The sequence below is a fragment of the Pseudoblastomonas aquimaris genome (genome assembly GCF_035481675.1).
In the GTDB taxonomy this organism is placed as follows: Bacteria; Pseudomonadota; Alphaproteobacteria; order Sphingomonadales; family Sphingomonadaceae; genus Alteriqipengyuania_B.
On sequence record NZ_JAYJJW010000002.1, the window covers coordinates 135,903 to 149,171 of the forward strand.

The following is a 13,269-nucleotide window of genomic DNA, read 5'->3' on the forward strand; positions in this document are numbered from 1 at the left end:
CCGGTCAGCTTCCCGGTAATCAGCCCCGGATCTGCGCGATGGCCTGCTCGATCTGGTCGCGGGAATAGGGCTTGGTGATGACATGCACGTCGGCGAATTCCGCCGGCAGCACGTCGCCCGCGCCGTAGCCCGATGCGAAGAAGAAGGGCACGCCCTTCTCGCGCAGCTTTTCCGCGATCGGCAGGCTGGTCTCGTCGCCCAGGTTGAAATCGAGCATGGCGATGGTGATGCCTTCGTCCAGCGCCCGCAGCGCGGCATTGTTGCTGGCGGCCAGCACCACTTCGCCCACGCCCATGTCGCGCAGCTGGTCTTCGGCGTCGAGCGCGATCAGCATGCTGTCCTCGACCAGCAGCATCCGCTCCTTGCCGAGCGGGATGGAGCGGACATCGGGCTTTTCGGCCGACGCCGTTTCAACCTGTTCATCCTCGATGACCACGACGTGCTTGGCAGGAACGGTGAAGCAGGCTTCGATGCCGCTCGTCTTGTACTCGATCGCCGATTCGCCGCCCAGTTCGTGCGGGATGGAGTTGTTGATGATGGTGGTGCCGAAGCCCTGTCGCTCCGGCTTCTGCACGGCCGGGCCGCCCTTCTCGCGCCAGTTGAGCACCAGGTTCTTGTCGTCGTCGCAATGCCAGTCCAGCGCGATGGTGCCGCTGTCGCTCAGCGCGCCGTACTTCGCAGCGTTGGTGGCGAGTTCGTGGATAACCAGCGCCATGATCGGGATGGCTTCGGGCAGGATGGAGACGTCCGGCCCGTCCATCGTAACCCGCTGTTTCGTGGGCGACATGTAGGCCTGCAGCTCGACTTCGAACAGCGTGCGCAGCGGGGTCGGGGCCCAGTTTTCCGCCGTCAGCATGTCGTGCGCGGTGGCGAGCGCCTTCACCCGGCTTTCCAGCGTATCGACGACGTCGGAAATGCTGCCTTCTTCGCGCTTGGTCTGGCTCATCAGCGCGCGGATCAGGGCGAGGATGTTGCGCACGCGGTGATTGAGCTCGGCGATCAGCAATTTCTGCTGCTCGGTCGCCTTGCGCCGATCCTCGCTTGCCGCTTCGCTCAGCCGCAGGACGATTTCCAGAAGCGTGCTGCGCAGCGAAGTCGCAACCCGCACTTCGGACAGATTGAAGGGTTTCGACTGCCCGGTCACCGTCTGCTTCCAGGCCTCGAAGCTCTTGCGCGGGGTCAGTTCCAGACCGTCTTCGGTCTGGGTGACGTGCTTCGCCTGCTCACCGGCCCAGCGCACGGAGCGCAATTGCTCCTCGCGGAACAGCACCATGTAATCGCGCGGGCGTCGCGAAATCGGGATCGCGAGGAAGCCGGCAGCGGGCGTGTCGAGCTCTTCGCCGCCGAGGTAGGTCGACAAATTGTGCGAATGATGGATGATCTGCGCTTCGCGTGTGTTGAGCGTGTCGACCAGGCGCTGGAAAATGCCCTCGTTCGGGTGGATGCCGGCCGACGACATCTCGCCTTCCATGTGGACCATGATGCCGTCGCATTCGATCGCATCGTCCATCATCTGAAGCAGCCATTCGGCGTCGAGCAGCTTCGTGGGATCCTGCGCCGCCGCGGTCATCACCCGGTTGCCGACGTGGCGGGCCTTGGATTCGTAATCCGTGCTCTCGGCGTTGATCCGGCTTTCGAGCTGGAGCGAGAAGATCTGACCGAACAGTTCGGCCGCGCTCCGCTCCGCAAAGGACGGCATGTGCGGCTGGTGGTGGTGGCAGGCGATCAGCCCCCACAGCTTGCCGTTGACGATGATCGAGATCGAAAGCGACGCAGCCACGCCCATGTTGCGCAGGTATTCGAGATGGATCGGGGAAACCGCGCGGTAGAGCGCCAGCGACAGGTCGAGCGGTTCGCCCTCGCCGCGCTGCACGATGGGCACCTGCTCCGCCGTCGCATCGCCGATGATGCGGAACGTGTTGCGCACATACAGCTTTCGCGCCTGCTGCGGGATGTCGGTGGAAGGGAAGTTGAGGCCGAGGAAGCTCTCGAACCCGCGCGCGACGGACTGCGCCACCACCTCGCCGCTTTCGTCGGCGGCGAAGCGATAGATCATCACCCGGTCGAAGCCGAGCAGCGCGCGGGCCTGCCGGGCGCATTCGTTGAGCAGGGTGTCGACGTCGCGGCTGGCGGCCAGCCGGCCGAGGATGTTGCGAGTGGTGGAGGACACCTCGACCTGGTCGCCCTTCGACCGCTCCGCCTCCAGCACGACCGAGCGGCCGGAGAAATGCAGCGCAAGGTCGAACAGCGAACCGTCTTCCAGCAGCGGCACGGCGAATAGCCGCTCCACCGAATCCTTGCCGCGCAGCATGGAAATCCGGTCGCGGACGAGGTCGACGGCCTGCTTGGCGAAGACATCGGGCAGGGATTTGCCGAGCATGTCTTCGGGCGCGATGCCGAGGAATTTCTCCGTGTTGGCGGCGCGCTGGACCAGCCAGTCGGCGCTGAGCGCGACGAGGAAACCGATGTCCTGGATCCCGCCCGGGATGTGGATCGGCTCGCGGTCGCAATTGGTGATGCCGATCGCGGCGTCGCGGGGGAGCATTTCGGTCAAGTCGTCGGTCCTGCAAAAGTGTTCGCCGCCTCGCGGAAGAGGCGGAAGGTCGCGCGTGCGCCGTCCTCGACATCGGCGAGCCATTGCGGCCCGTGGCGGCGCGCCTCGTCTTCCAGCGCGGCGCAGAATTCCTGCCACGGTCTCATGTCGTCGGTTCCCGCTTCGGCGTTGCCGGACAGATAGCGCGTGGGATTACCCTTGGCGACCTGCCGCGCGAGGATTTGCCCGCCCAGGCGCGATCCCTCCAAAACGTATTGCGCGCCCCAGACGTGTGCGTCGCCCGAAAGGGCGGGCTGCTCCATCGCCGAAGGACACGCAGCGTCGCCCAGATCGGCGAGGTCGGCTTCAAGGAGAGTGCGGCGCGATGCGTGGTTTTGCCAGCCACGGCCCTCCATCGGCGCTTCCAAGGCGGCAAGCGCGCTGGCGTGGGCTTGCAGGAACGCGCGATATGCGGCTGGCTTCGACAGGTCGAACGGCGCGAAAGCCGCTTCGGTTGCGTCGTGCTCCCCGCGCGTGACATCGCGCAGATGGAACCGCGCGCCGGTCCGCCGCGCGCGCACGCCGCCGCCTGCCGCGCCCGGCATGGCGGTGGATGGTTCCGGAATGGCGTGATGCGCGTTCATCGATCCCCGTCGGCCCTTAATGCACCAAATGGCAAAAAGTGCCTAAGCTTTTGGATGCTTGGCCGATTTTCGGTCCGTTTCCCTCGGGCGGGCAAGAAAAAGCCCGGCAGGATCGCTCCCGCCGGGCCCGTTTCTCGTGCGTGAGTGGTCGGGGGCTTAGAAGCCGCCCATTCCGCCCATGCCGCCCATGCCGCCCATGTCGGGCATGCCGCCACCGGCTGCCTTTTCCTCCGGAGCGTCCACGATGGCCGCTTCGGTGGTGATCAGCAGGCCGGCGACCGATGCTGCATCCTGCAGCGCGGTGCGGACGACCTTGGTCGGATCGACGACGCCGGCATTCACGAGGTTCTCGTAAGTGTCGGTCGCGGCGTTGAAGCCGAGGGTTTCGTCCTTGCCGTCGATCAGCTTGCCGGCAACCACCGCACCGTCATGGCCGGCGTTTTCGGCGATCTGGCGGACCGGCGCCTGCAGCGCGCGGCGAACGATGTCGATGCCGCGGGTCTGGTCGTCGTTGATGCCGGTTAGGCCGTCGAGCGCCGAGGAGGCATAGAGCAGGGCGGTACCGCCGCCCGGGACGATGCCTTCTTCCACGGCTGCGCGGGTTGCGTGCAGCGCGTCGTCGACGCGGTCCTTGCGTTCCTTCACTTCGACTTCCGAAGCGCCGCCGACCTTGATCACCGCAACACCGCCGGCGAGCTTCGCCAGGCGTTCCTGCAGCTTTTCACGGTCGTAGTCCGACGTGGTCGTTTCGATCTGGGCACGGATCTGCTCGACGCGGGCCTTGATGTCGGCTTCGTCGCCGGCACCGTCCACGATGGTCGTGTTGTCCTTGTCGATCGACACGCGCTTGGCCTGGCCGAGCATGTTCAGCGTGACGCTTTCCAGCTTGATGCCGAGGTCTTCGCTGATCAGCTCGCCCTTGGTCAGGATTGAGATGTCCTGCAGCATGGCCTTGCGGCGATCGCCGAAGCCCGGTGCCTTGACCGCTGCGACCTTCAGGCCGCCGCGCAGCTTGTTGACCACCAGCGTGGCCAGCGCTTCGCCTTCGATGTCTTCGGCGATGATGAGGAGCGGGCGACCGCTCTGCATCGCGGCTTCGAGCACCGGCAGCATGGCCTGCAGGCTGGACAGCTTGCCTTCGTTGATCAGGATGTACGGGTTTTCGAGCTCGACCGTCATCTTTTCGGGGTTGGTCACGAAATAGGGCGACAGGTAGCCGCGGTCGAACTGCATGCCTTCGACGACATCGAGTTCGAATTCGAGGCCCTTGGCCTCTTCCACGGTGATCACGCCTTCCTTGCCGACCTTGTCCATGGCTTCGGCGATACGCTCGCCAACTTCACGGTCGCCGTTGGCGGAAATGATGCCGACCTGCGCGATTTCCTCGCTGCCGGACACGTCCTTGGAACGGCCCGCCAGGTTTTCAACGACCTTGCCCACGGCGAGGTCGATGCCGCGCTTCAGGTCCATCGGGTTCATGCCGGCGGCGACCGACTTCATGCCTTCGGTCACGATCGACTGCGCCAGCACCGTGGCGGTGGTGGTGCCGTCACCGGCGAGGTCGTTGGTCTTCGATGCCACTTCCTTCAGCATCTGCGCGCCCATGTTTTCGAACTTGTCCTTCAGTTCAATTTCCTTGGCGACGGAAACGCCGTCCTTGGTGATGCGCGGTGCGCCGAAGCTCTTGTCGATCACGACGTTGCGGCCCTTGGGGCCGAGCGTGACCTTCACTGCGTTTGCGAGCGTGTCGACGCCGCGCAGGATGCCTTCGCGCGCGTCGCGGCTGAACTTTACGTCCTTGGCTGCCATGTTGGTTTCTCCGTTTGGAATGTCTTGGATTCGGGAATTGCGGCGGGCCTAGCCAATGGGCGGGGCCCGGAAGATCGTCAGGAAACGATCCCCATGATGTCGCTTTCCTTCATGATGATCAGGTCTTCGCCGTCGAGCTTGACTTCGGTGCCGGACCACTTGCCGAACAGGACGCGGTCGCCTTCCTTGACGTCGAGCGGGGTGACCGTGCCGTCTTCGGCCTTGGCGCCCGAACCGACGGCGACGATTTCGCCTTCGCTCGGCTTTTCCTTGGCGCTGTCGGGGATGATGATGCCGCCTGCCGTCTTCTCATCGGCTTCGATGCGGCGGACCAGAACGCGGTCGTGCAATGGACGAAATGCCATGTGAACCTCTTTCCTTAGCAAAGGTTGATGTGTCGATTGGCACTCCCGGATGGAGAGTGCCAGCGCCGCGCAGATGGGGCGGCGCCTTCACCGAGTCAACAGGTGCGGCGGCAAAAAAGTTTCGCGCTTTTCGCCGGGGCGTGGCGCATGTTGGACCGGCCGGGAGAACGCCCTTCAGGGCAGCGGGATTTGCGGCTCCGCCGGCTCTCCCGCCGCGCGATGAGTCAGGCCCAGCGTCTCGCGCCTCATCCACCGGCCCAGCAGCAGGATTGCCGCTGCGGCCAGCCCGGTCGCAAGCCCGATCCACACGCCGGTGCCCTCCAGCGGCGTGGCAAACCCCAGCGCCAGCGCCACGCCGAAGCCGGGCACCCAATAGGCGAACAGCGCGATCCACATCGACACGCGCGTGTCCTGCAATCCGCGCAGCGCGCCTGCGGCGACGGCCTGCACCCCGTCCGCCAGCTGGAAGGCCGCGGCGATGACGAGGTAGCGCAGGGCGAAGCCGACCAGCGCGGCGTTCTTGGCCGCGTCGGGATCGACGTAGATCGAAATCAGCGTGCGCGGCGCGAACACCATGAGCGCGGCGGTGCAGGCCATGAAGCCGGTGCCCACCGCAATCGCCGTCCAGCCCGCGCGGGCCATGCCCGCCGGGTCGCGCGCTCCGTAAAAATAGCCGACGCGGATCGTGGCCGCCTGGCCGATGCCGAAGGGCACCTGGAACATCAGCGCGGCGATCTGCAGCGCGATGGTGTGTCCGGCCAGCTCCGAAGTGCCGATGGCGCCCATCAGGAAAGCGGCCGCGCCGAAAATGCCCGCCTCTGCCGTGATCGTCAGCGCGATCGGCGTGCCGACGCGGGCAATCAGCCAGAACCGCTCCCAGTCCGGGGCCCACCACCGCCCGAAGATGCGGTAGCGGTGCATCCTGCGGTCCATGCGGATGGCAAGGACGTAGGCGAACATGACGAACAGCGACGTCGTCACCGTGGCGATGCCCGCCCCGACCAGGCCCAGCGCCGGCGCGCCGAGGTTGCCGAAGATGAAGGCGTAATTGGCGAGCGCGTTCACGCCCACGCCGATGCCGGTGATGACCGTGGCAAAAATCGGGCGGCCGAGCGCGGAAACGTAATTGCGCAGCACGTTGGCGAGCAGCATGGGAATCATCGAGAAGACGACCACGCCCATGTAGGTGTGGGCCATCGCGGCGATTTCCGGCTGTTGTCCGGTGGCGCGGGCGAGCGGGCCGATCAGCATCGACAGGCCCATGCCGATGACGCCGGTGATGACCGCCAGCCACAAGGCCATGCGGGTGGCGCGGCGCACCGGGCGCAAGGCGGGAGCGCGCTCGCCGAGTTCGGCGGCGATGACGGGGGCGACCGCGCCGGTCAGGCCGCAGAACGCCCACACGACGAGGCCGAACAGCGACACGGCCAGCGTCGATGCGGCCAGCTCGCTTTCGCCCAGCCGCGCGATGAAAATGACGTCAATCGCGTAGGTCAGCATCTGCAACAGGTTGGCGAGCGCCAGTGGCCAGCTCAGCCGTAACGTGGCCGCCAGCTCGGTTCGCCAGGGCGTGCGGCCCGGCGGCAAGGCTTCGATGCGCTGCATAAAGCCGGCCCGGATAGGCGCGGGCGCGGGCGGGCGATAGGGCGGGCAGGGCACGGCGCGAATTTTCGCTTCAGCTTGCGGCAAGCCGGCAACAGCGACATGGCAGCCCCATGAGATTTCGTTCCGCTATTTTTGCCCTTTTCGCCGGTCTCCTTACCTCCACTGCGCAGGCGCAAGAGGTCTATGGCGGCGTCTACGCTCACGAGGTCGAGACCCCTCTCACGTTTGCCGTCGAGGAAAGCGGCGTCGACCTCCAGTTCGGCTACCGCTTCGAACGCGAGGAGGCGCTGGATTTCATCGGTTCGCCGCAACCTTATCTGATTGCATCGCTCAACAGCGAAGGCGACACCAGCTTCGCCGGCGGCGGCCTCTCGTGGCAGGTGCCGCTCGGCCGCGCGGCCTATGTCCGGCCCGGACTGGGACTGGTGGTGCACGATGGCCCGTCGCTGCGCGTCAGCGAGGTCACCGGCAAGCGCACCGATCTCGGCAGCCGGGTGCTGTTCGAGCCGGAAATCGCCATCGGCGCCCGCCTGTCCGACCGGCTGTCGCTGGAGGCAAGCTGGGTCCACATCAGCCACGCGCGCCTGTTCAACGCCCAGCAGAACCCAGGCATCGACATGATGGGCCTGCGGCTGAGCTACGCCGTCCGCTGACGGCGGCCTTGGCGCGGCCGCTGCCAGCGCCTACCTTGCGGGCAATCCGGGGGAGGCCAACCGATGCACGGCGGCGAACATTCGATATTACTCGCAGTCCTGACGCTGCTCGGCTTCGGCCTCGTCTTCGTGCTGATCTTTCGCAAGCTGGGGCTGGGCGCGACGCTCGGCTACCTCGTGGCCGGCGCGGTCGTCGGGCCGCAGGTGCTGAACCTTGCCGGCAATGCCGAGGTCACGCTGACGTTTGCCGAGATCGGCATCATCCTGCTCCTCTTCATCGTCGGGCTGGAGCTCAACCCGGCGCGGCTGTGGCGCATGCGCAAGGCGATCTTCGGCGTCGGGCTGGCGCAGGTCGCGCTGTGCGGCGTCGCGCTGACCGGGCTGATCCTGCTGGTGACGGGCTATCCTTGGACCGCCGCGCTCGCGCTCGGCCTGCCGCTCGCCCTGTCCTCCACCGCGCAGGTGCTGCCGATGCTGCAATCGGGCGGCCGCCTCAACACGCCCTTGGGCGAGCGCGCCTTTTCGATCCTGCTGTTCCAGGATCTGTCGATCATCGCGCTGATCACGATCATCGCCGCGCTCAGCGTGGCGCCGGGCGCTGAGGAAGGCCTGCCCGGCTGGCAGCTTGCCCTGATGAGCATTGCCGCCACCATCGGCCTGGTGCTCGCCGGGCGCTTCCTGCTGCGCCCGCTGTTCGCGCTGATCGGCCGACTGGGCGAACGCGAGATGTTCATCGTCGCCGGGCTGACGGTGGTGATCGGCGCCGCCGCGCTGATGGAAGCGCTGGGCCTGTCGGCCGCGCTCGGGGCTTTCATCGCCGGGGTGATGTTGTCCGACACGCCTTACCGGCACGAGCTGGAAGCCGATATCGAGCCGTTCCGCTCGATCCTGCTCGGCCTGTTCTTCCTGTCGGTCGGCATGATGCTGGACCTGGGCGCGATTGCCGAGAACCCCGGCTTTGTGGTCGGCATGGCGCTGGCGCTGATAGCGGTGAAGGCGGCAATCATCTTCGGCCTCGGCAAGCTGCTCGGCATGGACTGGCGCGGAGCCCTGGCGCTCGGCCTACTGCTGAGCCAGGGCGGCGAATTCGGCTTCGTCATGTTCACCCAGGCTCAGGCCGGGGGGCTGATCGATGCGGAGATCGCCAGCCTGTTCGGCGCGATCGTCACGCTGTCGATGGCGACCACGCCGTTCCTGATGATGCTGAACGACCGCATCCGCAAGCCGGGCGAGGAGCGGGAACGCGATGCGCCGGACGGCGGCGGCGCCCATGCGCTGGTCATCGGCTTCGGCCGCTTCGGCCAGACGGTGGCACAGATGCTGGTGACCGCGGAGGTGCCGGTCACGCTGATCGACCGCAAGGTGGACCAGATCGACGTCGCCGGCGAATTCGGCGCAAAAGTGTGGTTCGGCGACGGGACGCGGATCGACCTGCTGCGGCAGGCCGGGGCCGACGAGGCGAAGCTGCTGGTCTTCTGCATCGACGGGGACCAGGTGACGCCCGAACTCGTCGCCGCGGTGAAGGACGCCTTCCCGCAGGCCGCGATCATGGTGCGCGCCTTCGACCGCCGCACGCTGATGACGCTGGCCGGGTCGGAAGTCGACCACGTCCAGCGCGAGGTGCTGGAATCCGCCATCCGAATGGGCCGCAAGGCTCTCGGCCGGATGGGTTTGAAGAGCGCCGATATCGACGACACCGAGGCCGCCTTCCGCCACCGCGACTGCGACCGGCTGGAACGCCAGATCGACGCGGACGACATCATGGCCGGCCGGGACGAATTCTACGCCGACCAGATGGGCCCTGCCACGAACTAGGTGCGTGGGGGGGCGGCGCTCCGGCCCCTAGAACCCCCTCCGCTCAGCCTGAGCTTGTCGAAGGCCACACGCCGAAGCTAGCCACCTGCCATGGACTTCTACACCTACCTGCTCCGCTGCAACGACGGGAGCTACTATGCCGGCCACACCGACGACCTCGAAAACCGGATTGCACAGCATCGGACCGGTGCGCTCGGTGGCTACACGGCAAAGCGGTTGCCGGTCACACTCGTATGGTCAGACAGGTTTCCCACGCGGGACGAGGCATTTGCAGCCGAGCGGCAGATCAAGGGCTGGAGCAGGGCAAAGAAGGAAGCCCTGATAGCCGGAGACTGGAGCCGGATTTCGGCTCTTGCCCGAAACCGGCAGGGCGACTGATGCGAAGTCGGGGCATGGCCTTCGACAGGCTCAGGCTGAGCGGGGTTTGTTTCCCGGGGCTGTCGGGGAAATGTTCGTCAATTCTGGAGTCGGGGCGGGGATCTGCGGTCTAGTCCCCTCAGCGATTACCTAGTTCGCCAGAGCTAGGTCTCCAGCGCGAATGAGCGTTTCTCCGTTATGCACTGCGAAAAACCCTGCGATGGTGAACGAAACGATCACCAGCGACGTAAGCCTATCCCACCAAATGCTCTCCGAACGTGTGACCCATTCCGCTCTGGAACGCCGAAACACCCCCACGACGACGATCATCAGCACCCAATTGCTTACGATAAATGGATAAAGCGGCACCTGCGGATTGATGAGCGGGGTTAGTGCCAAGCTCGCGGATGCTGTCAAGCACAGACAAACAGCGATAGTGAAGTTCCGAAAAGTGACAAATCGACTCAAGTTCATCGCTCCCGGTGTTTTCTAAGGACAGTTGCGAGGATTTTGTTTGCGACAGGGTGCATAAGCCCTTTGCCCAACATGCAAAAGGGGCGGCGCCTTGCGGCACCGCCCCTTCGCATATCTCGAAACGAGATCGGTAAGCGAAAGGCTTACTTCAGTTCGACGGTACCGCCGGCTGCTTCGATCTTGCCCTTGATTTCTTCGGCTTCCGCCTTGTTCACGCCTTCCTTGAGCGGCTTCGGCGCGCCTTCGACGAGGCCCTTGGCTTCGGTAAGGCCCAGGCCGGTGATGGCGCGGACTTCCTTGATCACCTGAATCTTCTTGCCACCGTCGCCGGTGAGAATGACGTCGAATTCGTCCTTCTCTTCGGCGGGTGCAGCGGCTTCGCCGCCACCGGCGGGGCCAGCGACTGCCACGGCTGCAGCGGCGCTCACGCCCCACTCTTCTTCCAGCGCGGTTGCCAGTTCGGCAGCCTCGAGGACGGTCAGCTTCGAAAGTTCTTCAACGAGCTTGGCGATATCGGCCATAATATTTCACTCCAGTTCTGTCGGGCGCGGTCGCCTTGCGATCCGGCCCCATGAGATGTTTCGTATTGGAAAAACCGCTTACGCAGCGTCCTTGGCGGCATATGCGCCGAAGACACGTGCGAGCTTGCCTGCGGGTGCGTTGACGACCTGGGCAATCTTCGTTGCCGGGGCGTTGACGAGGCCCACCAGCTTGCCGCGCAGCTCGTCGAGGCTCGGCATCGAGGCGAGTGCCTTGATCCCTGCTTCGTCGAGCATCTGTCCGCCCATCGAACCGCCGAGAATTTCCAGCTTGTCGTTCGACTTGGCAAAGTCCACCGCAGCCTTTGCGGCAGCGACCGGATCGGCGGAATAGCCGAGGGCGGTCGGGCCGCTCAGAAGGTCTTCGAGACCTTCGTACTGCGTGTCCTTCAGGGCGAGCGTAGCAAGGCGGTTCTTCGCAACCTTGTAGGACGCACCGGCTTCACGCATCTTCGTGCGCAGTTCGGTGGACTGGGCCACCGTCAGGCCGAGATTGCGGGTCACAACGACCACGCCGCTCTCGTTGAAGATTTCGTTGAGCTGGGCGACCGCTTCGGTTTTCTGCGAACGATCCATGCCATACTCCTTCTAAATGATCGCACCCGGATGGCTCCGCATGCGACCGGCTCAAGTTGCCACGCGGCTGGTGCCGCGCGGACGAGTCCGTTTATCGAAGGGAAGGAGGGGCGCCTTCGCGCCCGGTGCGGCAAGGTGTGGCCTGCCGCGCAAATCTCGTTTCCCATCTCGGTCGGAAATTAAGAGGAAGGCTTGCGCCCCGCCTCACCGACTGTCTCGGACGGATGACCTGCGAACCAAAAGAGGCCCACCGGTCTGCGGCGGGCCTCTAAGGATTTGCGCCTGCGAGTCAAGCGACTTCGGCGCGGCATAGGGACGGGGCGTTACATGCCGTCGGCCGTGTCTTCCAGCGTGTCGGCGGCCTGTTCCATGTTGTCGGCCCGCTCTTCCATTTCGGCGGCGCCGACGCTGTCGCCTTCGGCTTCCGCGACGTCCGCCTTCTGTTCGGCAAGGTCGGCCTGCGCTTCGGCGACACCGGCCTGCGCATCCATGACCTCGGCTTCTGCTTCCATCACGTCGTCACGCTCTTCGGCCACTTCCTCTGCCGGACCGTCGCAAGCGGCAACGGTGAACAGGGCGGGCAGGGCGACGGCGGCGATAAGCTTCTTCATGATATTCCCCTCTGTTGCGGCGACGTGGCGATCGTCGCCGTGTGGGACTGCAACCAGCGCCGGCGCTACCGGTTCCTGTATCCAAGCAGGTCGCCCGGCTGGCAATCGAGCTCGCGGCAAATCGCCTCCAGCGTGGAGAAGCGGATGGCCCTGGCCTTGCCGGTCTTCAGGATCGAGAGGTTGGCGAGGGTCAGGCCGACCCGGTCCGCCAGCTCGGTCAGCGTCATGCGGCGTTCGTGCAGCAGGTCGTCGAGCCTAACCACGATATTTGCTCCTTCATTGTCGGCTCCCATCACACCGTTCCTTCCAGGTCTTCTCGCATCGCGGTACCGTGGCTGAATACGCGGGCGAGGATGAAGAGGACGATGACCGTCATCGCGCCAATGATGTCCTCTCGACCGAAGTCGACAAAAAGCCCCGGGCCTTCCCTGCCGGCCCAAAGGGAGCCGGAATGAACGCGCAGCCACGCGACTACCAGGGCCAGGACCTGTATGGCCAGCGCCAGCCAAGCCATCATCCTAAGACGCTGTGCGTTTTCGGGCGTGAAGGGATCGCCCTCCCCAATGGTGCCGATCATCGCCCGAAGCTTGCCGAAGAACAGAAAACAGGCGGCAAGGAAGAGTGCTATCGCAAGCAGCAATGCCACGCCTGAAATGGGATACTGGACGAAGAGGGGGGCATTTGGGCCATCGAAGATGCCCGTGATGATGCCCTGGTTGATGAGAATGGCCAGCGGGATCAAGAGCAGGGCTAGTCCGCCTACCAGCGCGCTGGCGATCTGGAGAATGATTGCGAAAGCCTTGCCAAGGCCCAACAACGGATCATTTGAAATATTTGGCATATGATTATCCCTTCTTCGCCGGGTCAGGCCGTGACGGGCCCTATCGCGAAGGCGCCGTAGAGGTCGTTGACGAGCGGAGCGGTCACGCCCGAAGCGACGAGCATGACCGTGGAGCCGGACATCCACGACGCTCCCGGGGGCATGGCGGCGTCTTTGCCGACCAGACCGATGGCAAGGCTCACAAATATGAATGCGACGGCGACTTGCTGTGCGAAGCGGGCCATTTATCGATCTCCTTGATGTTGATTGCCGATAAACGATATGCAGCCAAAAATTTATTGTCAACCGATAATATCGAAAAACGATAATACGAGAAATGCGACTGCCCGCCTTCGCGCAGCCCTATCTGTCTTTACCCTCCGGTTGACGCTCCCCGCCCGGCCCCCTATATGCCGCCCTGACCGATCGCTTCGAGAACGGCACGCCCATGCGCGGGGGCGGGCAGAA

Annotated in this window: 14 protein-coding genes; 3 read left to right on the forward strand and 11 right to left on the reverse strand. The window is 64.9% G+C overall.

Annotation, left to right across the window (positions count from 1 at the left end; translation table 11 throughout):
• Positions 1–19: 19 nt before the first annotated feature.
• From VCJ71_RS10675 to VCJ71_RS10695, 5 genes are all read right to left on the reverse strand, one after another.
• Positions 20–2,545, reverse strand: a complete 2,526-nt coding sequence (locus tag VCJ71_RS10675) for an HWE histidine kinase domain-containing protein (RefSeq protein ID WP_324641522.1) — start codon at positions 2,543–2,545, stop codon at positions 20–22.
• 5 nt (positions 2,546–2,550) lie between these two features.
• Entirely contained in the window at positions 2,551–3,177 is a 627-nt protein-coding gene (locus VCJ71_RS10680) for a biliverdin-producing heme oxygenase (protein WP_324641088.1), read from the reverse strand.
• Positions 3,178–3,333: 156 nt separating this feature from the next.
• Positions 3,334–4,986, reverse strand: coding sequence for a chaperonin GroEL (groL, locus tag VCJ71_RS10685; RefSeq protein ID WP_324641089.1), 1,653 nt, complete (start codon positions 4,984–4,986; stop codon positions 3,334–3,336).
• A 77-nt stretch (positions 4,987–5,063) separates the two neighbouring features.
• Entirely contained in the window at positions 5,064–5,351 is a 288-nt protein-coding gene (groES, locus tag VCJ71_RS10690) for a co-chaperone GroES (RefSeq protein ID WP_290136642.1), read from the reverse strand.
• 174 nt (positions 5,352–5,525) lie between these two features.
• On the reverse strand, positions 5,526–6,956 hold the full coding sequence (locus VCJ71_RS10695) for an MATE family efflux transporter (RefSeq protein WP_324641090.1): 1,431 nt from the start codon (positions 6,954–6,956) through the stop codon (positions 5,526–5,528).
• Between the two features lie 110 nt (positions 6,957–7,066).
• Between VCJ71_RS10695 and VCJ71_RS10700 the strand changes: the two genes are divergently transcribed.
• The 3 genes from VCJ71_RS10700 to VCJ71_RS10710 all read left to right on the forward strand — a co-directional run bounded on the left by VCJ71_RS10700 (position 7,067) and on the right by VCJ71_RS10710 (position 9,802).
• Complete coding sequence (locus VCJ71_RS10700) at positions 7,067–7,609, forward strand: acyloxyacyl hydrolase (RefSeq protein ID WP_324641092.1); 543 nt, start codon at positions 7,067–7,069, stop codon at positions 7,607–7,609.
• A 63-nt stretch (positions 7,610–7,672) separates the two neighbouring features.
• A complete protein-coding gene (locus VCJ71_RS10705) occupies positions 7,673–9,424 on the forward strand; it encodes a cation:proton antiporter domain-containing protein (RefSeq protein ID WP_324641094.1) in 1,752 nt (583 codons plus the stop codon).
• Positions 9,425–9,514: 90 nt separating this feature from the next.
• Positions 9,515–9,802: a GIY-YIG nuclease family protein gene (locus VCJ71_RS10710; protein WP_324641096.1), complete on the forward strand. Its 288-nt coding sequence runs from the start codon at positions 9,515–9,517 to the stop codon at positions 9,800–9,802.
• Positions 9,803–10,398: 596 nt separating this feature from the next.
• Here the strand turns inward: VCJ71_RS10710 and rplL are convergent.
• From rplL to VCJ71_RS10740, 6 genes are all read right to left on the reverse strand, one after another.
• Positions 10,399–10,776: a 50S ribosomal protein L7/L12 gene (gene rplL, locus VCJ71_RS10715; RefSeq protein ID WP_324641098.1), complete on the reverse strand. Its 378-nt coding sequence runs from the start codon at positions 10,774–10,776 to the stop codon at positions 10,399–10,401.
• 78 nt (positions 10,777–10,854) lie between these two features.
• On the reverse strand, positions 10,855–11,370 hold the full coding sequence (rplJ, locus tag VCJ71_RS10720; protein ID WP_324641100.1) for a 50S ribosomal protein L10: 516 nt from the start codon (positions 11,368–11,370) through the stop codon (positions 10,855–10,857).
• Positions 11,371–11,693: 323 nt separating this feature from the next.
• On the reverse strand, positions 11,694–11,981 hold the full coding sequence (locus VCJ71_RS10725) for a hypothetical protein (RefSeq protein WP_324641101.1): 288 nt from the start codon (positions 11,979–11,981) through the stop codon (positions 11,694–11,696).
• Between the two features lie 65 nt (positions 11,982–12,046).
• Positions 12,047–12,274, reverse strand: coding sequence for a helix-turn-helix domain-containing protein (locus VCJ71_RS10730; RefSeq protein ID WP_324641103.1), 228 nt, complete (start codon positions 12,272–12,274; stop codon positions 12,047–12,049).
• Positions 12,274–12,822 (reverse strand): DUF2975 domain-containing protein, encoded by a 549-nt coding sequence (locus tag VCJ71_RS10735; RefSeq protein WP_324641105.1) that lies wholly within the window; start codon positions 12,820–12,822, stop codon positions 12,274–12,276. The genes VCJ71_RS10730 and VCJ71_RS10735 overlap by 1 nt, the downstream gene beginning before the upstream one ends.
• A gap of 23 nt (positions 12,823–12,845) precedes the next feature.
• Entirely contained in the window at positions 12,846–13,046 is a 201-nt protein-coding gene (locus tag VCJ71_RS10740) for a hypothetical protein (protein ID WP_324641106.1), read from the reverse strand.
• Between the last annotated feature and the right edge of the window lie 223 nt (positions 13,047–13,269).